This window comes from Agromyces laixinhei, from assembly GCF_006337065.1.
GTDB lineage: Bacteria > Actinomycetota > Actinomycetes > Actinomycetales > Microbacteriaceae > Agromyces > Agromyces laixinhei.
On sequence record NZ_CP040872.1, the window covers coordinates 1,108,581 to 1,130,269 of the forward strand.

A 21,689-nucleotide genomic window follows, 5' to 3' on the forward strand; every position below is an offset into this window, starting at 1 on the left:
AAGGAGAGAAATTGCTCGACGCAACGACTTTTGACGAGCTTCGCATCGGCCTGGCCACCGCAGAGGACATCCGCAAGTGGTCCTACGGTGAGGTCAAGAAGCCTGAAACCATCAACTACCGCACCCTGAAGCCCGAGAAGGACGGTCTGTTCGGTGAACAGATCTTCGGCCCGAGCCGCGACTGGGAGTGCGCCTGCGGCAAGTACAAGCGCGTGCGCTTCAAGGGCATCGTCTGCGAGCGATGCGGCGTGGAGGTCACCAAGTCCTCCGTGCGCCGTGAGCGCATGGGCCACATCGAGCTCGCCGCCCCGGTCACGCACATCTGGTACTTCAAGGGTGTGCCCAGCCGTCTCGGCTACCTGCTCGACATGGCACCGAAAGACCTCGAGAAGGTCATCTACTTCGCCGCCTACATGGTGATCGACGTCGACGAAGAGGGTCGTCACGCCGACATGCCCGGCCTCGAGAACGAGCTCCGGCTCGAGATCAAGACCATCGGCGACCAGCGCGATGCCCGCATCGCGACGCTGATGGCGCGCAAGGAGGAGGACCTCGCCGCACTCGAGGCAGAGGGTGCCAAGTCCGACCAGAAGAAGCGCGCAGAGGCTGCCGCCGACAAGGAGATGACCCAGGTCCGCAAGTCGGGCGACGAGCAGGTCGCGCACCTCGAGCGCGTGTGGGAGGACTTCCGCACCCTCAAGGTCGGCGACCTCAAGCCCGAGGACTCGGTCTTCCACGAGCTCCAGGACCGCTTCGGCATGTACTTCGACGCCTACATGGGCGCCGAGGCCATCAAGAAGCGTCTCGAGGCCTTCGACCTGGCCGCCGAGGCCGACGACCTGCGCCTGCAGATCGCCGATGGCAAGGGCCAGAAGAAGATCCGCGCGATCAAGCGTCTGCGCGTCGTCAGCTCGTTCCTCTCGACCGGCAACTCGCCGGCCGCCATGGTGCTCGACGTCGTGCCGGTGATCCCGCCGGAGCTTCGCCCGATGGTCCAGCTCGACGGTGGACGCTTCGCGACCTCCGACCTCAACGACCTCTACCGTCGTGTGATCAACCGCAACAACCGTCTTCGTCGTCTGCTCGACCTCGGCGCTCCCGAGATCATCGTCAACAACGAGAAGCGGATGCTGCAGGAGGCCGTCGACGCACTGTTCGACAACGGCCGCCGCGGTCGCCCCGTCACCGGTACCGGCAACCGCGCCCTGAAGTCCCTGAGCGACATGCTCAAGGGCAAGCAGGGCCGCTTCCGCCAGAACCTGCTCGGCAAGCGCGTCGACTACTCGGGCCGTTCGGTCATCGTCGTCGGCCCGCAGCTGAAGCTGCACCAGTGCGGTCTGCCCAAGCAGATGGCCCTCGAGCTCTTCAAACCGTTCGTGATCAAGCGCCTGATCGACCTGAGCCACGCTCAGAACATCAAGGCCGCCAAGCGCATGGTGGAGCGTTCGCGCCCCCAGGTCTGGGACGTGCTGGAAGAGATCATCCGTGAGCGGCCGGTGCTGCTGAACCGTGCACCGACGCTGCACCGCCTCGGCATCCAGGCCTTCGAGCCGCAGCTCGTCGAGGGCAAGGCGATCCAGCTCCACCCGCTCGTGTGTGCTGCGTTCAACGCGGACTTCGACGGCGACCAGATGGCCGTGCACCTCCCCCTCTCGGTGGAGGCGCAGGCCGAGGCGCGCATCCTGATGCTCGCGTCGAACAACATCCTGAAGCCGTCCGACGGTCGTCCGGTCACCCTGCCCACGCAGGACATGATCATCGGCCTGCACCACCTGACGACCGGTCGCCCCGGCGCCGCAGGTGAGGGCCGTGCGTTCTCGTCGCTGTCCGAGGCCATCCTCGCGTTCGACCAGAACCGTCCGGGCGAGCTCGCGCTCGACCTCGGCGCCACGGTCAAGATCCGTCTCGAGGGCCTCCACTTCGCCGAGGGTGAGACCCCCGACGACATCGTGGCGGGCAAGCCGTACCTGTTCGAGACGACCCTCGGCCGTGCGCTCTTCAACGAGGCACTGCCGGTCGACTACCCCTACGTCAACGCGCAGGTGGGCAAGACGCAGATCTCGGAGATCGTCAACGACCTCGCTGAGCGCTACCCGAAGACCGAGGTCGCCGCGACCCTCGACCGCATCAAGGACGCCGGCTTCCGCTGGGCGACCCGTTCGGGCGTGACCGTGGCGCTCTCCGACATCCTGACGCCGCCCAACAAGGGCGAGATCGTCTCGAAGTACGAGAAGCAGGCCGCCAAGGTGCAGGGCCAGTTCGAGAAGGGTCTGACGACCGACCTCGAGCGTCGCCAGGAGCTCATCCAGATCTGGACCAAGGCCACCGACGAGGTCGCCAAGGCCATGCAGGAGAACTTCCCGACCGACAACACCATCAACCGCATGGTGACGTCGGGTGCTCGCGGTAACTGGCTGCAGGTGCGCAACATCGCCGGCATGCGAGGCCTCGTGAACAACCCGAAGGGTGAGATCATCCCTCGCCCGATCATCTCGAGCTACCGCGAGGGCCTCTCGGTCGCCGAGTACTTCATCGCGACGCACGGTGCCCGCAAGGGTCTGGCCGACACGGCCCTCCGTACGGCCGACTCGGGCTACCTCACGCGACGTCTCGTCGACGTCTCGCAGGATGTCATCATCCGCGAAGACGACTGCGGCACGACCAAGGGTCTCGAGCTGCCGATCGCGACGACGGATGCCTCGGGGGCGCTCGTGCGCGACCCGAACGTCGAGAACGCGGTCTACGCCCGCAGCCTCGCGGCCGACGCGGTGAGCGCCAAGGGCGAGGTCGTGGCCGAGGCCGGTGAAGACGTCGGTGACGTGCTCATCGACAAGCTCGTCGCCGCAGAGGTCGAGACGATCAAGGTGCGCTCCGTGCTCACCTGCGAGTCCGCCGTCGGCGTCTGCGCGAAGTGCTACGGCCGCTCGCTCGCGACCGGCAAGCTCGTCGACATCGGCGAGGCCGTCGGCATCATCGCGGCCCAGTCGATCGGTGAGCCCGGCACGCAGCTCACGATGCGTACCTTCCACACCGGTGGTTCGGCCTCGGCCGACGACATCACGCAGGGTCTGCCCCGCGTGCAGGAGCTCTTCGAGGCGCGCACCCCCAAGGGTGCATCGCCCATCGTCGAGGCCCCCGGTCGCATCACGATCGACGAGACCGACAAGCAGCGCAAGGTCATCCTCACGCCCGACAACGGCGACGAGCCGATCGCGTACAACGTGCTCAAGCGTTCGACCCTCCTGGTCGAAGACGGACAGCACGTCGAGCTCGGTCAGCAGCTGATCGTCGGCACCGTCGACCCGAAGGAAGTCCTCCGGGTCAAGGGTGTGCGCGAAGTGCAGAAGCACCTCGTCAACGGCGTGCAGGACGTCTACCGCTCGCAGGGTGTGCCGATCCACGACAAGCACATCGAGGTCATCGTGCGCCAGATGCTTCGCAAGGTCACCGTCGTCGACCACGGCGACACCGACCTGCTGCCCGGTGAGCTCGTCGACCGGCTGAAGTACAACGGGATCAACCGCACGGCGCTGACCGAGGGCAAGAAGACCGCCTCGGCCCGCCAGGAGGTCATGGGTATCACCAAGGCTTCGCTCGCGACCGAGTCGTGGCTGTCGGCCGCGTCCTTCCAGGAGACGACCCGCGTGCTCACGCAGGCCGCCATGGAGGGCAAGTCCGACCCGCTCGTCGGGCTCAAGGAGAACGTCATCATCGGAAAGCTCATCCCGGCGGGTACCGGCCTCGGCAAGTACCGGAACGTCGCGGTCGAGGCGACCGAGGAGGCGAAGGCGGAGCGCTACCCGAACCGCATCTTCACCGACGACGCGGCGTTCCCCGAGGGCGACCTGAGCTTCGTCGACTTCGACGCGTTCTCGAGCGACGACTTCACCCCCGGCAACTACAGCTGATCAGCCGATACGACGACAGGGCCTCGGAGCAATCCGGGGCCCTGTCTCGTTCGCTCGTCCGAATGCTCCGCGAAGCGCCGTGCGCGCTCCCGGAATCCGGCCCTCGCCGTTGCTACAGTTGGCCGATCACGGGTACGAGGATGCCCGGAAGGAGCGCGACCATGAGCAGCACGACTCCCGGCAACGACCCGGAAGGCCACGGCGAGCAGTCCGATCCGATCGACGACGACCACCTCGACGCTTCCGCTCCGGCCGGCGACGGGAGCGAGGCGAGCCAGGTCGACGAGCCCGCACCGAACGAGACGGGCGCGATCGACGAGCCAGCACCGAGCGAGACGGGCGCGATCGACGAGCCCGACGCCGAATCGCCCGCCGAACCAGCTGCTCCGGTCTCTGACACGGCGGAACCCGATGCCGCGACCTCCCGCCTCGACGAGGCGGTCGAACGGGCGAGCGCACACCCCGCGCCCGATGACGCCGACGGAATCGACGACGCGGATGCCGCGGCACCCGCCGACCCCGTCGCCGCCGACGCCGTGCGACGCGAGACCTACGTGCCGGCCTCGACCGTCGCAGCAGGCACGGGCGCCGCGACGCTCGCCGAGACGCCTGAACCGTTGTACGTCGCTCCGCAACCGGGGCCGCAGACGATCTACGTGCAAGCTCCCACGCCTCCGAAGACGAAGGGCAACCGGGGGTTCGGCGTGCTCGTCGCCCTCATCGGCACGGTGGCGTTCGGCGTGCTCTACGCCGCCATCGCCTACGCGCTCTACGTGAGCTACGGCGCACCGGCGGGCGAGGCGATCGGCATCGGCGAGTTCCTCATCGAGCCCACGTTCTGGGTTCCGGTCGTCGCCTTCTTCGTGGGCTTCGCCCTGCTTGCTGCGATCGTCAACCGCGGGCCCTGGTGGACCTACGCGGTGTTCGGCCTGCTCGTCGGGGTCGTCGTCTACTTCGCGTACATCGGCGGGGCGCTCCTCGCAGTGCAGGCCTGGACGCTCACGCTCGACCAGGCACAGGAGTTCATCTCGCAGCGCTGGCTCGACCCCTTCGCGATCATCGCGGCCGTCATCGCTCGCGAGATCCCGATCTGGCTCGGCGGCTGGATCGCCGCGCGAGGCCGCACCGTCACCGAGCGCAACCGCCTCGCGCTCGAGGCGTACGACCGTGAACTCGCGGCCGGGCCGCAAGTGCGCTGAGCCCGGTCAGCCGCAGGGCAGCACGGCGTCGGCGTCGAGGTCGACGGGTTCACCCCACGCCGTGAAAGCGAGTTCGGTGTCGCCCCCGAGCTCTGCGATGCTGAGCGAACGCGGCAGCGGCGGACCGTATCGTTCGACCGTGAGCACACCCACCATCGCCTCGGACGAGCCGATCTGCACCGCGAGCGTGGCGTCGTCGTCGTCGGGAGCTGCCACCGACAGCTGTGCGCCGGACAACACCTCGTCGAGGAGCGCGGCCGGCTCGGTGAACGGCGCCCACTGGGCGACGGCCGGATCGGTGCCGACCGTGCACTGCACGGCCGTCAGTTCGGGGCGCCCGCTCGAAGCGGCGGAGGCGTCGTTGCCCCACACCCGGGTGCTCCCGTCTTCGACGAGCAGCCGCGTCTCGAGGGCGCCCGAGATGAAGTGCGCCAGATAGCCGGCCGGTCGGCCCGTGTAGTCGATCGTCAGCATGCGGCCGGGCAACGACCCACCATCTTCTGTGGTGATGAACTCGTGCACAGTGCCGTGCATCGACACCGCCCCGGCTTCGTGCATCGACTGCACGACGATCGAGGCGATCTCACTGGTCGGAGCGAGCCAGAGCCCGTTGCCGGATGCGCCGTCGAACGATCCGGCATCGATGCCCTCGGGCGCTGCCGGCAGCTCGGGCGGCGTGCTGCAGGCGGTGAGCAGTGCCGAGGCCGTCAGTGCGGCCACGATGAGAGCGACACCCCGGACGCGACGACCCGCGGTGTGCGCGCGTGCCGTGCGGAGTGCTGCGCTGCGGGGCGCGGTCACGATGCGGCGTCCGCCGCGCAGATGCTCGCGCCCTTCTGGCCGGCGACGGTGCCGGCGTCGAGCGACACCTCGCCCTGATCGCCCGCGGGCCGCACCACGAAGCAGGTGCGGTCGTCGTAGAGCCCGGCAGCGGCGGGCAGCCACGCCTCGGTGCCGGTCACGAAACCGGTGAGGTCACTCGCGGTGCCATCGCCGGAGACGGCGAAGAGCGCGTAGTCGGCCTCGGGGCCCGACCAGTCGAGGCGCAGGTTGCCGGACTCTGTGCTCGCCGAGAGAGCCGAGACCTTCACGTTCGAGTCGGTGAGGGCGGAGACGATGAGCCAGGCAGCGAGTGCGGCCAGGGCGAGGAAGGTGAGGCAGACCGAGACGATGAAGGCAGGCTGCAGCCACCATCGCCGCACACGTTCCGGCGCCTCGGTGAGTTCGGGCAGCACCGAACCGCCGTTGCCGAGCGCGCGGTCTCCTCCGCGGCCACCGAGCTTGGGTTGGCCGGCGGCGTCGCCGACCGTCGCTCGCCCGGTCGCCGTCGATGACATCGCGGTCAGGCGGTCGGTCATCTCTCGGCTCCAGCCTTCGGTGCCCGGAGTACGGGCGCGGGTGTTCGGTGCGGCGGTATTCGCCCGGTCGCGCCGTGATGGTCGCGCGACCGCGTACCATGCTATATCGGTGCGCCTGCTCGGCCGGGCGCCCATCGGACAGTGCTGGAGAGGATGAGCGTGGGCATGGTGCGACGACTCCCGGCGATCGCCGTGGTCTTCCTCATGATGTTCGCGACGCTGCTCCCGGCGTCTTCCGCGCGCGCCGCTGAAACTGCTGCTGCGCAGCCCGACGCCGACCCCGCTCGCGTGGCGATCCCCTACCTCGGCACCGCCTCCATCGACATCGCCGCTCCCTGGTCCATCACCGATTGCGCCGCACCGCTCGCCGCGACCCCGTTGGTCACCGCCTGCGAAGCCGGCAAGATCTCGCTCGCCGCCCCCGTGTACGACCCGGATGCAGGTGCCACAGCGCTGCGGCTGTCGCTGAGCGACGGACGCATCACCACGACGACGGTGTACCAAGTGGTACTCGAACCGCCGGCGGTGCCCACGGCGACGCCGAGCTCCGAGCTGCGCCCCGCTCCCGCCGGTTCGCTGCTTCGCATCCCGATCTCCGACCTCGGACTCGAGTGCCAGGTGTGCAGCGACACCGGCGGCAACCTGCGCGCGGTCGCCGTGCAGCCCGCGAGCGCCGGTTCACTCTGGGCGACCCCGACGCACCTGGTGTTCCGTGCCGCGGCAGATGCCCGAGGTCCCGTCGAACTCGTCTTCCGCTTCGCGGACGACTTCGGTTCATGGTCGGCCGACGCGAAACTCGGTGTCTCGATCCTCGACCCGGTCGACCGGCCGCTGGCCACCGCAGACGTGGTCGTCGAGCTCGTCGAAGGCGGGGCGAGCGTCGACCTGAACGAGCTCGCCTTCCCGCTCGGAGGGGGCGAGCTGATCGTCGTCGGCTGCGGCAACCCCGTTCGGGGGCAGGTGCGCTGCGCAGCCGACGGCACCGCCGAGTACCGCGGCGACGGCGGCACCGATCAGTTCTCGTTCCAGGTGGCGACGGCCGATGGCGGTCGCGGCTTCGGCTCGGTCACCGTTGTACCGGCCGGTGCGACCGAGCCCGGCGCCGGCACGGCGCCGATCGCGCCGCCGAAGCAGTCGAAGCAGGGCGTGCCCGTGTTCGTCCCGCCCGCAGTGCCGGTCGAAGACGATGCGGCCGCCGACGGCGGGCTGCTCCGACCGCTGCTCTCGGTGTTCGATCGGGTCGGCGCCTGACGAGTGATGAGTGAAGCACGAGTGACCGAAGGCGGAGGGCAGGACCGATGAGCCTGAGACTGACGATCGATCCGGCGACCGGGAGCGGGGCCACGGGCTCGTGGTCGCTCGACGTGGATGAGGCGACGACCGTCGGCGAGGTCGCCGAGGCGCTCGGCCTGCCCAGCGTCGCGCTCGACCCGCTCGCCGGTGAGACGGCATCGCTCTCCGAGAGCACCCTGCTGTCCGGGGCATCCGTGCCGAATCGAGGCGACCAGTCGCTGCCGCTGGGCACGCTGCGCCTCGAGTTCGTCGGCGGCCCCTTCGCGGGCGACGCCGTCGCCCTCGCCCGGGGCGCCGTCGTGACCGTCGGCCGCGATTCGGGCGCCTCGATCGTCGTCGCCGACGGCGCGCTGGCGCCGATGCACGCGAGCCTCGCCCTCAGCGACGCGACGACCGGAGACGGACGCCCCGCGCGCCTGGTCGCGACCCTGACCCCGGCGCCCGGAGCGGATGTCTGGGTCAACGGAGAGCGTCTCGAGGACGCGCGCGAGATCGTTCCCGCCGATCTGCTGCAGCTCGGCAGCAGCGTGCTGCGACTCGGTGTCGCGCCGGCCGCCGATGCCGACCTCACCCGTGATGCACTCGGCGATCGCGGATTCAACCGCCCGTCGCGCATCCGCCCCGCGATCGAGCAACCGACCATCCCACTGCCGGGAGATCGCCCCGAAGACCCCGATCAGTCGCCGCTGCCGTGGCTGTCGGCGATCATCCCCGTCGTGCTCGGCGTGACCATGGCGTTGGTGTTCGGCCGGGCGATCATGCTGCTGATGGCTGCGGCCAGCCCGATCATGGTCATCGGCTCCTTCCTCACCAACCGCAAGCTGGCGAAGAAGAAGGGCGTGAAGACCGAACGCCAGTGGATCGAGGAGGTGCGCGTCGCAGAGGGGCGAATCGAAGACCTCGCCAAGGTGCAGCGGCTCGCGAACTGGTACCGGCTGCCCGACCCCGTCGTCATCGGCGATATCGCGACCAAGCCGATGTCGCGCCTCTGGGAGCGGCGCCGGGCCGACTCCGATGCCCTGTCGATGCGCGTCGGAGTGGCAGAGGTCTCCCTCGACGTGCGCTTCGAGGGTGGGGGCCGCGACCGAGGTGAGACCCGCCGCGTCGGCGTGTCCCCGTCACCGGTCGCAGCTGACCTGCGCAACGGGCCCCTCGGCATCGCCGGGTCGGCCGACGCCGTCCGCAGCGTCTCACGCTCGATCGTCGCGAGCTTCGCCACGCTGCGATCGCCCCGCGACTCCGAGATCGTCATCGTCTGCCCCGACGACGCGGCAGAGGACTGGGCGTGGACCCAGTGGCTGCCCCACGTCGAGAGCGGCCCGGCCGCCGCTGCGGTCGGCAACACCGATGACAGCCGGCGCGAGCGCGTGCGCGAGCTCGGCGTCGTGCTCGAGCAGCGGGTGCGCGCTTCAGGCCAGCGCGGCGCCCCGCCGTCCAACGACATCCTCGTCATCGTCGACGGTGCCCGTGAATATCGCATGCTGCCGGGCATGGTGCCGTTGCTCGAGCACGGTGCGAACCACGGCATCCACGTCGTCGCCCTCGACAGCGAGCGTGCGCGGCTGCCGGAAGAGGCCAAGAGCGTGGTCGTGGTCGACGACCACGACCTGGCCATGGCGCGCGTCGAGACCGGCTCCGAGTACTACCCGATGGTGCTGCTCGACGGACTGTCGGTGACGCGTTGCGAGCAGATCGCGCGCAGCCTGTGCTCCCTGCGACACGTCAGCGGCGTCGGAGACGACGCCATGCTGCCGAGCAGCGTGCGCTACGTCGAGCTGATGAAGATCGACCTCGACGACCCCGAACCGATCGTGCGTCGCTGGTCGACCCACCCCCGGAACACCTTCGTCGTGGTCGGCGCGACCGGTGACGGCGAGTTCGCGATCGACATCTCGCGCGACGGCCCGCACGCACTCGTGGCGGGCACCACGGGTTCGGGCAAGTCGGAGTTCCTCCAGGCCCTCGTCGTCAGCCTCGCGATGGCGAACCGGCCCGACGCGCTGAACTTCGTGCTCGTCGACTACAAGGGCGGTTCTGCGTTCGCCGACTGCGAGCGGCTGCCGCACACCGTCGGCATGGTGACCAACCTCGACGCTCGCGAGACCGAACGTGCGCTCGCCTCGCTCGACGCCGAACTGAAGCGCCGCGAGAAGGTGCTGCGCGACATGAACGCGAAGGACGTCGACTCGGCGTGGGCGAAGGACGCCGACACGGCCGCCCGTCGCGGACTCGCGCGACTGATGATCGTCATCGACGAGTTCGCCGAACTCAAGACCGAGCTGCCCGAGTTCATCGACGGACTCGTGCGTATCGCCCGGGTCGGTCGCTCGCTCGGCGTGAACCTCGTGCTCGCCACCCAGCGTCCTGCCGGTGTCGTCACCCCCGAGATGCAGTCGAACATCAACCTGCGTGTCGCCCTGCGAGTCACCGACCGCACCGACTCCTCCGACATCCTCGGTTCGGGCGAGGCGGCGATGATCAGCCCATCGACCCCGGGTCGGGGCTTCGTGCGCACGGGGCCCGCCTCGGCGCCCGTTCCCTTCCAGACGGCCCGGGTGGCGGGCATCCGGCCCGGAGTGCAGCGGCAGGTGAAAGTGCTGCCGCGCAAGGCGCCGCTCGAGTGGGCGGATCTCGGCTACCCGGTGCGCTATCCGAAGGCGGTGTCGACCCAGCAGCAGAACGCCGACCACGACGACACCGATCTGCGGGCGCTCGTGAACCTCGTGGCAGACGCGACCCAGCAGCTCGGCGTACCGAAGAATCCGTCGCCGTGGCTCATGCCGCTGCCGACCGTGCTCCCGCTCGAGAAGTTCCAGGACCAGCGTGTGCCCGAACACCACATCGCGCTCGGCCTCGAAGACGTGCCGGGTGAGCAATCCCAGCGCAGCCTCACCTGGGGCGTCGCGGAGGGTTCGCACCTGCTCTTCCTCGGTGGCGCCCTGTCCGGCCGCACGACGGCGCTGCGCACGATGCTGGCGCAGCTCGTGCAGGAGTTCTCGCCGGCCGACCTGCACATGTACATCATCGACTTCGGCAACGGTGCACTGCTGCCGCTCGTCGATGCCCCGCACACCGGTGCGGTCGTCACCCAGCTCGACTCCGATCGCCTGCCGCGTCTCGTGCAACGCCTGCTCGAAGAGCTGAGCCGTCGGCAGTCGGTGCTCTCGGCTGCCGGGGTCGGGCACATCTCAGAGCAGCGCGCCCAGTCGGCCCCCGAAGCGCGACTGCCGTACGCGATCGTCGCGGTCGACGGCTGGGAGCGCATGCTCTCGACGATGAACCCCGACCAGCTCGTCACCTTCCGTGACCAGTTCATGCGCATCCTCCGCGAGGGCCCGGCCGTGGGTGTGCGCGTGATCATCACCGGCGACCGCGGCATCACCGGCGACAAGATCATCTCGTTCATCGACGAGCAGTACGTGCTGCCGCTGCGCGACATCGCCGACTATCGCACGGCCGGCATCCTCGCGCGGGAGGTCCCGCTGAACCTCGGGCCGGGGCGCGTGCTGTTCGGAGCGAATGCCGCCGAAGCCCAGCTCGCCGTGCTCGTGCACGACACCAGCGGCGAGGCGCAGGCGACCGCTCTGCGCCGCATCGTCGAGCAGGTGCGCGACCACTTCGACCAGTTCCCGCAGCTCGCAGCGCTGCCGTCGCCGTTCCGCGTGGATCCGCTGCCGAGCCACTTCGCGCTGACCGCAGCCTACGAGCTGCCGCTCGGTGAGTCCGGGCCCGATGACGGCCCGGTCGTCGCAGTCGGCGGTGACCTGCTGTCTCGATTCACTCTCGACTGGCCGGCCGAAGGCGGGTTCGTCGTCACCGGGCCGCGCAAGTCCGGTCGCTCGTCGGCGCTCGCGGCGATCGTGCACCAGCTGGCCTGGCGCAAGGCTCCGGTCGTCGTGGTCTCGGGTCGGGAGTCGATCCTCACCGAGGTGGCCACCACCCATGGAATCCACGTCATCCGGGGAGGCGACATCGGACCGGCAGAGCTCGAGCCGATCCTCGATGCCGCCGGAGAGTTCGTCACCGTCGTCGTCGACGACGCCGAGCAGCTCAAGAATGCACCCATCGAGCATGCGCTCACGGGTGCGAAGCATCGAGCGGTGTTCATCGTGGCCGCCGATTCCGAGTCGCTGTCGACGTTGTTCGGCGGTCCGGTCGTCGAGGCGAAGCGCGCCAGGCGTGCCCTCGTCCTGCGGCCGGAGTCGACGATCATGGGCACGCAGGCAGTCGGTTCACCGATTCCGAAGTTCATGCTCGGTCGGGCCACGCCCGGTTCCGCCGTGCTCACGACGCCGAGCGGCTGGCTGCCGGTGCGGGTGCCGGACATCCGGCAATGACGGATGCCTCGCGCACGTAGACTGAGCCGGGCGACACCGGGAGTGACCGGGTGCTGCGCCCGTCGAGAAGGGGATGATCCGAGTGGCTTCTGCCCGTTGCGTGTACTGTGACGCCACGTTGCAGCCGAACAGCATGTACTGCATCTCGTGCGGTCAGCTGATACCGCAGCACTCGACGCCCCCTGTGCCTGCTCAATTCCAGGTCGAGAAGCCGGCGCCGGCGCCGCGCGCCGACACCCCGAAGCCGTCTCCGGCGGCCCCGCTCGAGCCGGTTCCGCTCCCTCGCTCGCTGCCCTGGCAGCAGCCGGGCGCGCGCATCGAGCCGCCCGCTGCAGTGCCCGCCGCGGTTGCGCCGATCGAACGCGTCGAGCTGCTCTTCTCGACCGGTCAGCGCGTCGTCGTCGAAGGGTCCGCGGTCATCGGCCGCAAGCCCGCCGACACTGCCCTCGCCATGGGCGCCCGAGCCGTCGAGGTCGTCGACGACACGCGTTCGGTCTCGCGGGTGCACCTCTTCCTCGATGTGCAGGGCGGGCAGATCACCGTGGGCGACGCCGGATCGGCGAACGGCTCACGGGTCGAGCGCGCAGGTGCGGTGCTCCCGCTCGAAAGTGCGGGCACCCGTATCACGCTCGAGATCACCGACACGATCTGGCTCGGCGACCTGAGCTTCGTGCTGCGCGCGGCCTGACGCGATCGCGCGCGGGCTCAGTCGCTGAAGAGACCGGAGACGAAGCCGTTCACGATCGTCTGGCTGGCGCGGGCACCGTAGTGGTCGACGTTGAGACGGCTGATCGCCTCGTACGCCGGCCCGTCGAGCATGGCGAGGGGCAATGCCTGCCAGTCGCGCCCGAGTCGGCCGGCGACACCGGCGTAGGCGACCCGATCCGCCTTGGCGAGCCAGACGCCGAAGACGACGTCTCCCTTGTTCGTGACCGGCAGCGGCAGGTACGTCCGAGGGTCGCCGCTGGCCAGCCGGGCGAGCACGGCTGAGGCCTCGTGCGAGGGCAGCGCGAGGTAGGAGCTCGCCTGCTGCTTCAACACCGTTCCGGTGGCGACGCGCTCCCAGCGGTACGACCAGGCGAGCAGCCAGACGAGTCCGCCCAGGGCGGCGCCGGCGCTGAGCAGCACAGCTCCCGGGGCGACGGCGTCGCGCAGGCCGCCGCGACGGCCGCGGTAGGTGCTCGACAGTTCGACGAGGGCGTCGTACATGACGATGCTGATGACCAACGCCACCAGCCCGAGCACGAGCATCACGAGCGCGGCGACCATCTGGCTGCGCGAGCGCACGCGGCGTACCTCGGCCGGGCTCGCGCGCAGTGGTTGTTCCTGAGGTTCGGCGGTCACTGGGTCCCCTTCTGAACGGGCCACTTGTGATCGATCATCGGCCCCTTCCATTCGAAGTAGTCGAAAATGCGGTCGAAGATGCGAGCCGGGATGTCTCGACGCTCCGCCTCGCGGATGACGAACTGCGCCGCCTGGTGCGCGCTTGCGTCATCGAGCACTGCATCGAGCAGAAGAGGCACCAGACCGCGTCGCCGACCGTCGAACTCGTCGAACACGGTGACACGTTCACCGCCGGGCGCCTGCGCGAACGCGTCGCGCAGCGACGGGGCGTCGCGTACCCCGAGCTCGCACAGCAGGGTGGCGCTGCCGGCGCGCACAGCGGTGCTCGCGAAGAAGCCGATGACCGGCAGCCGTCGCAAGGTGCCGGTGCGACGACGGTCGTCGAGCACCCCGACGAAGACGATCTCCGACCAGGGGATGAGCGGGGCCCCCGCGAGCTGCACTCCGTCGGGCCCGACGGCGATCGCGATGCCGTCGTCGGCGATCAGCAGCCCGAGTGCGCGTCGGCGTCGGTGTGCGAGGACCGCGGACACGAGGCCGGCGACCATGGCGAACGCGGCGATGACCACCGTGAACCAACCGAAGCCCCGCATGATCGCGACGACGACGAGGGCGGCGAAGACAGCCCCGATGGCGAGGCCGGTCACGAAGAGGCGCCGATTCAGCCGCTCGGCGGTGTCGACCTTCATTCGGTCGACGTGCGCCCGGTAGACCCCCTGCACTGCATCCTCCGTGTCTCGCCACGGACGAGGCGTACCGCGCGCGCCGTCAGCCTACCCGGCCTCGAGCCTGTCGCCCATTCGGGGGCGGATGGCCGCAGCCAGTTGACGGGAACCACTAGGGGAGTACTCCCCATCGGCATTTCCGGTGCTTGCAGGTAACGTGTTCGAGGCACAGACAATTCGGAGCGCATGCTCCGGCTCGATGCCCACCGAGGCATCCAACTCAACGGAGGAAATCATGGCGGAGATCCGCGTCACATCCGACTCTCTCGCCGGTGTCGCCGGCCAGCTCTCGAGCGGCTCGCAGTCGATCGAGTCGCAGCTGTCGAACCTGAAGTCGCTGGTCGAGGGGCTCATCTCGGGCGACTGGGGCGGCACCGCGTCGCAGAGCTTCAACGAGCTGTACTCGCAGTGGGACCAGGCCGGCCTGCAGCTGAAGGAGTCGCTCCAGGGCATCAGCGACCTGCTCAACCAGGCTGCGCTGTCGTACGAAGACAGCGAGAACGCGATCGCCGGCACGTTCAACGGCTGACGCACGCATCCAGGGTGCCGGCGTGCGGCGACGCACGCCGGCATCGGTTCACGGCTAGGGGTCTGAGATGGTCTTCTTCAAAGTACGCGCCTCATCGCTGAGCGAGGTCGCAGCGCTCATCGGCAACGTCATCGTGACGTTCGACGCGAACCTCGCGTCAGCCGACAGCGTCGTCAGCCGCATGGCCGGTACGACATGGGTCGGTGATGACGCAGAGAAGTTCGGTGAGGACTGGGCCACATTCGTGACCCTGGCATCGCAGGTCCGGCTCGCCCTCACTGGTCTGCAGCAGGGTCTGATCGCCGCAGACGGCAGCTACACCCGCACCGAGACGGGCATCGGCACCGGCTTCCGCCAGCGTCAGCAGGGCCTCGTCAGCGTGCGAAGCGCCTCGGGCAACCTCAGCGCCCGTGTGGCGACGGGCGAGGGCAAGGCGGAGGACATGGCCGAGTACTTCGGTCGCGACTACGCCGGCGACGACGAGGTCGAGCAGTTCGGCGGCGGCGCGCTCGGCCCACGCAAGACGAGTGGTCAGGCCACCGGGGGCGGTTCCGGCGACACCGACGGCGATGGCGACGACGACTCGATCGGCACGGGCGTCTTCCGCGTCGGTGCCGACGGCGAGCCCGATGCGAACGCGTACATCGAGGTCGACATCGACATGCCCGACTTCGGCCCGGTGGCCGAGGCGTTCCAACAGGTCAAGGGAGGCGGCGGGAATGGCTGAGCAGCAGGCCGACACCACCGAGCTCAGTGAGCTCTTGCAGACGATGAACGAACTCATCGGCTATACCTCTGCACTCAAGCAAGGAGCGAGCGGGTTCGCCTACATGCTCCCCACCGAGTGGCAGGGTCCTGCGATGCAGGCGTTTCTCGGCACCTTCAACGCGTGGACGGTCGGCGCTTCGGCTCTCGAGGTGACTGCGCTGGCGCTCAAGAACCAGGCGCAGGCCTCGTCCGACGCGTATTCCGGCACCATCGAGAAGCTCGACTCCTCGTGGGCGTCGATCCAATCGAACTTCGAGGCATAGCGTGATCGCCCGTGAACTCGATGACCTCCTCCTGCAGAAGCCGGGGTGGAACCGCGGCACCCCGATCTGAGTCGTGACCGCCGGTCAGACCCTTCTCGTTTCAGAACCGATACTCCGATAGGACTCCTGATGACCCAGGTGAAGCTGGATCCCGCACGCCTCGTGCAGGACGGTGATGACCTCTACAGCATCGCCACGACGCTCGACAGCGCCGTGACCACACTGCTCTCGCAGCTCAACGGCTGCGGTGGCATGGCGGGCGACGACAACGCGGCAGAGGAGTTCTGCGAGGGATCCGAAGGATACGACCAGCTCGCCGGTCCGACGATCGATGCGATCACCTCGCACGGCAACGCCTTGCGGATTCTCGACGCTGCGCTCTCGAACACGGCACGTGCCTACGACGCGGCGCAGAAGCCGGGCGCCGGGCTCGACCCGGAGACGGCGCGGCCGGCCGAGGCGACGGCGCGCATCGACAACTCGAAGGCGAATCCGTCGAACGCGCTCGGCCCGGGCTGGCCGGGTCCGCTCGGGGAGTTCCAGGAGATTCTCGAGTGGGGTCTCGCGCAGGTCGGTGTCGTCATCCCGACCGGCGACGAAGACAAGCTGCAGAACGCGGCCGACGCCTGGAGCGACTTCGCCACCAGTATCAGCTCGGCGCGCACCAGCGTCGGCTCGAGCTTCACGAACGCCAATTCTGCGACGCTGCCGGGCCCGCAGAAGGCCTCGATGCTCGCCTGCCGTTCGAGCATGTCGTCCGGGCTGAACGAGCTCCGGCAGAGTGCCGACGCGATGGAGCAGTGGATCCGCGACTTCCGCACCCAGCTTCGTCAGATGCGCGAGGAACTCGGCTGGTTCCTCAAGCAGATGGCGATCGAGATCGCCGCGGAGCTCGCTGTCGGCGGCCTGCTCAGTCTCGTCACTGCGGGTCTGGCGGCGCTCGCGACCGCCGCGAAGGTCGGCCACACCGTCATCCGCTGGTGCATCAAGATCGCCCAGCTCATCCAGAGGCTGAAGACGTTCCTCAGGGGTATCCGCGGCGTCAAGGGCATGCTGGTGCGCGGCGGCCTGCGTGCTGCGAAGGAGGGCCTGCAGGCAGGAATCGCGTCGACCATCTCGGTCACCTACGTGAATGCCGCTCGATCCGGCGAAGAGGGCTACGAGCAGCAGAACGTCGGCACGGCGTTCGTGTCCGCGTTCGCGGGCGGCGCGATCGCCTCACCTGTCTCGCGGGTGCTCGGCGGCTCAGGCGGGCCCGGCTTCCGGGCGGGTGCGCGAGAGGTCGGGGCCGAGACGGTCGCCGGTGCGGCCGACGGCCTCGTGAGCTCCGGGGTCGAGTCCGGCATGAACGGTACGGAGTTCAACCCGATCTCGGGCATGGTGCTCGGTGCGCTGCTCGGTGGCGGCATGACCGCTGCTGGCCGCGGTCTCAGTGCACTCAAGCCCGGGTCGAACGCCGGTGCGGGGTCAGGCGTGACCGACTCCGGCGGCATCCCCACTCCTGGTGGTTCCGGTACCGGGTCGTCGAACCAGGGCGGCGGCAACTCGGTCGATGTCTCGAACGACGCGCCGCAGCCCGGTGCCGGCGATGCGGGCACCAGCGCAGGCGACGGCGGTGGGGCGGTCGACATTCCGACGGATGCACCGACGGGCGGCGGAGCCGACGGCGGTGTCGGTGCCGGCGACGGCGGCGGGTCGGTCGACATTCCGACGGATGGACCGACGGGCGGCGGAGCCGACGGCAGTGGCGGTGTCGGCGACGGCTCCGGGGCCGGTGCCGGTGCTGGTGACGGCGCGGGGGCGCCCGCTGACGCTGGCGGCACTCCTGCGGAGAACGGCGGGACTCCGACCGACAATGGCGGAACTCCGGCCGATAATGGTGGCACTCCGGCTGAGAACGGCGGAACTCCTGCTGAGAACGGCGGAACTCCGGCCGATAACGGCGGTACTCCTGCTGACAATGGCGGTACTCCTGCTGAGAACGGCGGCACTCCGACCGACAACGCCGGCACTCCGACCGACAACGCCGGAACTCCGGCCGATAACGGCGGTACTCCTGCTGACAACGGCGGCACTCCGACCGACAACGCCGGAACTCCGGCCGACAATGGCGGAACTCCTGCTGACAACGGCGGGACTCCTGCTGACAATGGCGGCACTCCTGCCGACAATGGCGGGACGCCTGCAGACAATGGCGGCACTCCTGCTGAGAACGGCGGCACTCCTGCCGACAACGGCGGGACGCCTGATGTTGAGGCACCGACGTCCGGCGGCGAAGGTTCTGACGCACCTGGCGCGGCTGCGGCCGGTGCTGGGTCGTCGAGGGGCCCGCTCGGCGACACCGGTGATGGCTCGAACGGCAATGCCGATGTGAGCCACACCGACACCGACGCGACCGACACCGACGCGACCGACACTGACGCGACTGACACCGACGGCACCGAACCGGATTCGACAGACGCCGACGGCGGGTCGAGTGACGGCGAGAGCGATTCGCCCGAGGCATCCGATGCCGATGGCATCTTGGCCCCCGACGCCGCTGCCGGCGCCGGTGGTGCTGCCGTCGCCGGCGCCGCGGCGCTCATGATCGGCAAGCCCGGCATTCTGCCGACGCACACGCCCGGCGGTTCGACCCCGGCCGCGCCGAAGCCGGCCGGTCCGAACGCCGACGGCTCGAGCAACTCCTCGAACGCGGGTGCGGATGGTTCGGGTGCCGACGGCTCCGGAAACGATGCCGGTTCGAACGACGCGAGCACGGCCGATTCCGGGGCGGACTCCGACAACGGGGCAACGCCCGAGAACGACGGCGCACTGCAGCCCGAGGCGCCCGAGGCCGACCAGGGTGGATCGAACCACAGCGACCGCACGCTCGACGAGATCGATACGGCGCTCAACGAGATCAACCCGAACTACGACCCGTCCGATCCGGCCAACGGATACGCGACGAACTGCGGCAATACTTCGGCCATCCTCAACGACTTCCTGAACGGCGACTCGAGCTCCGAAGCATCCACCGGAACGCTCGACGTGGCCCAGATGGAGGCGCGCACCGGCAACCCGCAGACCCCCATGACCCCCGAGCAGATCGACGCGACCCTGCGCGACATGGGAGAGGGCTCCCACTGCGTGGTCGGCATCGACCGGTCGACCGGTGACGGTCACTGGTTCAACGCCTACTTCGACGGCGATACCGTGTGGTCGATCGACGCGCAGACCGGCAGCCGCTCGCCGTGGCCGCCCGCCGAGCCGAACGCGACCAACTGGGATGCCTCGATCCAGCCCGAGCGCGTCACGAACCCCGACGGCACGAAGCCGCACGCCGCGCAGCCGGATGCGCCGGCGGCCGACGGGACGAACGTCGACGCGACCAACCCCGACGGGCAGTCGTCGACGACGACTCCGTCGTCGCCGGCGTCGACGACGACCTCGCCGACGCACACCGCGCCCCACTCGCCGTCAACGGCTGCGACTCCGTCGTCCCCCACGTCGCCGAGCACGGCTCCCGCCCAGAGCACGCCCTCGACGCCGAGCGCGGTCGACGGTGGGACGCCGACATCTGCCGACGGTCCGTCCGCCACGGTCGATGGGTCGAGCTCTACGGCCGACGCCGCCGACGGTTCGTCCGCTACGGACTCCAGCGACGCCAACGCCTCCTCCGAGGGCAGCGACTCCTCTGACGGCGGCGACCGGAGCGCCTCGGGGCCGAAGTGGACTCCGCCTGCAGATCGGGTCGACCCCTCGCACGCCTCCGACGGCTCCGACGGAGCCGGGGTGACGTACAACGGCTACAACATCCCCGAGCTGACGCCCGAGATCCGTCAGCAGCTCGACGCGCTCGCGGATCGGCCTGACTCGCCGATCGTGCGAAACACGGACGGTTCGTTCTCGCTCAAGAATCCGATCACGGTCACCGCCTTCAACCGGTCGAACTCCAACCATGACTGGGCTGAGTTCCAGCGCCAGGTCGGCCTCCAGCAGCAAGGCCTGAACGACCTGACGATCGCGGAGTGGCGGCACAACGTCACGTTCTACGACAAGTGGAAGCGGGTCGCGAAGACACTGCAGCAATCCGCCCTGGACGCGATGACGGCCAAGGGTGTCAGGAGCATCTTCCCGAAGCCTGCCGTGCTTCACGGACCCGACCAGATCGCGGGAGGGCGCGCTGATCGCTTCGATGGCGTCGGTCACTCGCCGATCAACAGCTCGCACGGCCCGGCCTGGTCGGGAAGGCGTATCGATGATCTGCGCACGGATGTCGCCAGCGCAATGCGGAAGATCGACAAGAAACTGCACGCTCACATCAAGCTGAACGTTCACCTCGGCGCTTCCGACTCGGTCGGGGGAAACTCCAACGCCACCCAAAGCACGCTCACCTCGGCGAAGCCGGTGACAGCGGGACCCTCGCCGTCGAGTGCAGGCTCGGGCTCGACACCGGGTGCGTCCGCCCCTGGTGCGACGCCCGCCTCCGGTTCGACGCCGTCCGGTTCGACGCCGTCCGGTTCGACGCCGTCCGGTTCGACCCAGCCGGGTGTGACCGGCGGAACAGGACACGGCGCGCCCGCGCGCACCGGTGCAGACCCGACCTCGATGTCGGGTACGAACCCTGCTGAGTCGGGTACGAACCCTGCCGAGTCGGGTACGAACCCTGCTGAGTCGGGTACGAACCCTACTGAGTCGGGTACGAACCCCGACGAATCAGCAAATGATGGGGGAACCGAGGGCGAGACGTCGACCGACAACGCGAGCGACACGGACAACGCGAGCGACACCGACTCCGGTTCGGATGCCGACTCGACGCCCGAGACCGCTGCCGAGCCTGACGCCGAGTCGACCCCGGCCGACAGCGAGGCCCCCGATTCCGCGGAGTCGCAGGAACCAGCGGTTCCGGAGACGATTCACCACCAGATCCTCGACGACGCGTTCCCGCACATCGCGACGCCTGAGTCGTCGGCACAGGCGATCCATATCGTCAACGGAATGGGCGTCACGGTCGATCAGGGGCGCTTCCTGAACAACTGCCACTACGTTGTCAACGCACTCGAGCTCCGCCTCCGAGGCTACGATGTCATCGCCAGCCCCACGGTGCAGGGTGCGGTCGTCGACGCTGCGACGGGCGCGATCAACCCGACCTTCGAGGGTCGCTTCCCGCACAGCATCGCCGCCGACTGGATGCAGGCCGACGGCAGCAGTCGCGACTTCGAGCAGTTGGGTGACTTCCAGGGACAGACGGCCAGGGAGGCGCTCGATGCGCTCACCGCCTCGTGGCCCGAGGGCGGCCGCGGGTTCATCGCCGGGTACTGGAAGACCGGTGGCGGGCACATCTTCACCGTCGTGAAGGAGTCCGACGGCGTGAAGCTGTACGACGGGCAGGTGAACCAGACCGACGTCTCCGGCTATCTCGACGCGATGCACTTCAACGAGACGTCGTCGGCACCGTGGAAGGACATCCTGGTCATGCGAGTCGACGACCTCGTGCCCACGAGCGAGGTGCTGAAGACGTCGAAGCCGTGGACCCAGCCGGAGTACCAGCTCTTGGTCGACTGGCGCGACGCCGCGGATCCGTCGGCGCTGCCGCAGCAGATGATCGACCGCGAGTTCGCGGCCAACGAACGCTGGCGCGACCGGAACACGGAACTCATCGCCGAACGGCTGACGATCCTGCACGACCCGGCGACCAGCATCGCCGAGGCGCGTCGTCTGCAGGGCGAGATCCAGGTGCTCCGAGACCAGAACCTGAGGCTGGAGGCCGGGGCGGTGCAGTTCAAGCTCGAGCTGGCCACGCCGCCGAGTAGTGCTCCGGCAGCACCTGCTGCACCGTCCACTCCTTCGGGGGCGTCGACCAGCGGATCCGGAACGTCTTCCGGGTCGACCATCGTGACCAACGGTCCGGGCGACGACTACGAAGATGAGCACGGTGATGCGTCGCGCGTCGGCGCGGGCCCGTCGAAGGAGCGAGACTAGGACC

The 21,689-nt window shown here is 69.1% G+C and carries 13 protein-coding genes; 9 read left to right on the top strand and 4 right to left on the bottom strand.

Annotated elements, in window-relative coordinates; translation table 11 throughout:
• Nucleotides 1–11 precede the first annotated feature (11 nt).
• Nucleotides 12–3,908: a DNA-directed RNA polymerase subunit beta' gene (gene rpoC / locus FHG54_RS05265; RefSeq protein ID WP_139416339.1), complete on the top strand. Its 3,897-nt coding sequence runs from the start codon at nt 12–14 to the stop codon at nt 3,906–3,908.
• A gap of 161 nt (nt 3,909–4,069) precedes the next feature.
• A complete protein-coding gene (locus tag FHG54_RS05270; protein WP_139416340.1) occupies nt 4,070–5,107 on the top strand; it encodes a hypothetical protein in 1,038 nt (345 codons plus the stop codon).
• A 6-nt stretch (nt 5,108–5,113) separates the two neighbouring features.
• Here the strand turns inward: FHG54_RS05270 and FHG54_RS05275 are convergent, their stop codons facing one another.
• Entirely contained in the window at nt 5,114–5,827 is a 714-nt protein-coding gene (locus tag FHG54_RS05275; RefSeq protein ID WP_139416341.1) for a hypothetical protein, read from the bottom strand.
• A 77-nt stretch (nt 5,828–5,904) separates the two neighbouring features.
• Nucleotides 5,905–6,465: a hypothetical protein gene (locus FHG54_RS05280; protein ID WP_139416342.1), complete on the bottom strand. Its 561-nt coding sequence runs from the start codon at nt 6,463–6,465 to the stop codon at nt 5,905–5,907.
• Between the two features lie 165 nt (nt 6,466–6,630).
• Between FHG54_RS05280 and FHG54_RS05285 the strand changes: the two genes are divergently transcribed.
• The 3 genes from FHG54_RS05285 (at nt 6,631) to FHG54_RS05295 (ending at nt 12,783) form a co-directional block, all read left to right on the top strand.
• Entirely contained in the window at nt 6,631–7,716 is a 1,086-nt protein-coding gene (locus FHG54_RS05285) for a hypothetical protein (protein WP_139416343.1), read from the top strand.
• Between the two features lie 47 nt (nt 7,717–7,763).
• Nucleotides 7,764–12,095, top strand: a complete 4,332-nt coding sequence (locus tag FHG54_RS05290) for an FtsK/SpoIIIE domain-containing protein (RefSeq protein ID WP_139416344.1) — start codon at nt 7,764–7,766, stop codon at nt 12,093–12,095.
• 184 nt (nt 12,096–12,279) lie between these two features.
• A complete protein-coding gene (locus tag FHG54_RS05295; RefSeq protein WP_139416345.1) occupies nt 12,280–12,783 on the top strand; it encodes an FHA domain-containing protein in 504 nt (167 codons plus the stop codon).
• A gap of 17 nt (nt 12,784–12,800) precedes the next feature.
• Here the strand turns inward: FHG54_RS05295 and FHG54_RS05300 are convergent, their stop codons facing one another.
• Together FHG54_RS05300 and FHG54_RS05305 are read right to left on the bottom strand one after the other, a co-directional pair.
• On the bottom strand, nt 12,801–13,439 hold the full coding sequence (locus FHG54_RS05300; RefSeq protein ID WP_139416346.1) for a hypothetical protein: 639 nt from the start codon (nt 13,437–13,439) through the stop codon (nt 12,801–12,803).
• Complete coding sequence (locus tag FHG54_RS05305; RefSeq protein ID WP_139416347.1) at nt 13,436–14,161, bottom strand: hypothetical protein; 726 nt, start codon at nt 14,159–14,161, stop codon at nt 13,436–13,438. Before FHG54_RS05305 ends, FHG54_RS05300 begins: the two co-directional genes overlap by 4 nt.
• Before the next feature lie 238 nt (nt 14,162–14,399).
• Between FHG54_RS05305 and FHG54_RS05310 the strand changes: the two genes are divergently transcribed.
• From FHG54_RS05310 to FHG54_RS16930, 4 genes are all read left to right on the top strand, one after another.
• On the top strand, nt 14,400–14,693 hold the full coding sequence (locus tag FHG54_RS05310; protein WP_168197117.1) for a WXG100 family type VII secretion target: 294 nt from the start codon (nt 14,400–14,402) through the stop codon (nt 14,691–14,693).
• A 67-nt stretch (nt 14,694–14,760) separates the two neighbouring features.
• Nucleotides 14,761–15,420 (top strand): WXG100 family type VII secretion target, encoded by a 660-nt coding sequence (locus FHG54_RS05315; RefSeq protein WP_139416349.1) that lies wholly within the window; start codon nt 14,761–14,763, stop codon nt 15,418–15,420.
• Nucleotides 15,413–15,724 carry a hypothetical protein gene (locus FHG54_RS05320; RefSeq protein ID WP_139416350.1) on the top strand — a complete coding sequence of 104 codons (312 nt, stop codon included), beginning with the start codon at nt 15,413–15,415 and terminating at the stop codon, nt 15,722–15,724. Before FHG54_RS05315 ends, FHG54_RS05320 begins: the two co-directional genes overlap by 8 nt.
• Before the next feature lie 129 nt (nt 15,725–15,853).
• Nucleotides 15,854–21,685 (top strand): toxin glutamine deamidase domain-containing protein, encoded by a 5,832-nt coding sequence (locus tag FHG54_RS16930; protein ID WP_139416351.1) that lies wholly within the window; start codon nt 15,854–15,856, stop codon nt 21,683–21,685.
• Nucleotides 21,686–21,689: the final 4 nt, after the last annotated feature.

Bases quoted from the DNA above. Each gene is read 5' to 3' on its own strand.
- FHG54_RS05270 (WP_139416340.1), top strand. From the start codon at position 4,070: ATGAGCAGCACGACTCCCGGCAACGACCCGGAAGGCCACGGCGAGCAG.
- FHG54_RS05280 (WP_139416342.1), bottom strand. From the start codon at position 6,465: ATGACCGACCGCCTGACCGCGATGTCATCGACGGCGACCGGGCGAGCG.
- FHG54_RS05285 (WP_139416343.1), top strand. From the start codon at position 6,631: ATGGTGCGACGACTCCCGGCGATCGCCGTGGTCTTCCTCATGATGTTC.
- FHG54_RS05290 (WP_139416344.1), top strand. From the start codon at position 7,764: ATGAGCCTGAGACTGACGATCGATCCGGCGACCGGGAGCGGGGCCACG.
- FHG54_RS05310 (WP_168197117.1), top strand. From the start codon at position 14,400: ATGGCGGAGATCCGCGTCACATCCGACTCTCTCGCCGGTGTCGCCGGC.
- FHG54_RS05315 (WP_139416349.1), top strand. From the start codon at position 14,761: ATGGTCTTCTTCAAAGTACGCGCCTCATCGCTGAGCGAGGTCGCAGCG.
- FHG54_RS05320 (WP_139416350.1), top strand. From the start codon at position 15,413: ATGGCTGAGCAGCAGGCCGACACCACCGAGCTCAGTGAGCTCTTGCAG.
- FHG54_RS16930 (WP_139416351.1), top strand. From the start codon at position 15,854: ATGACCCAGGTGAAGCTGGATCCCGCACGCCTCGTGCAGGACGGTGAT.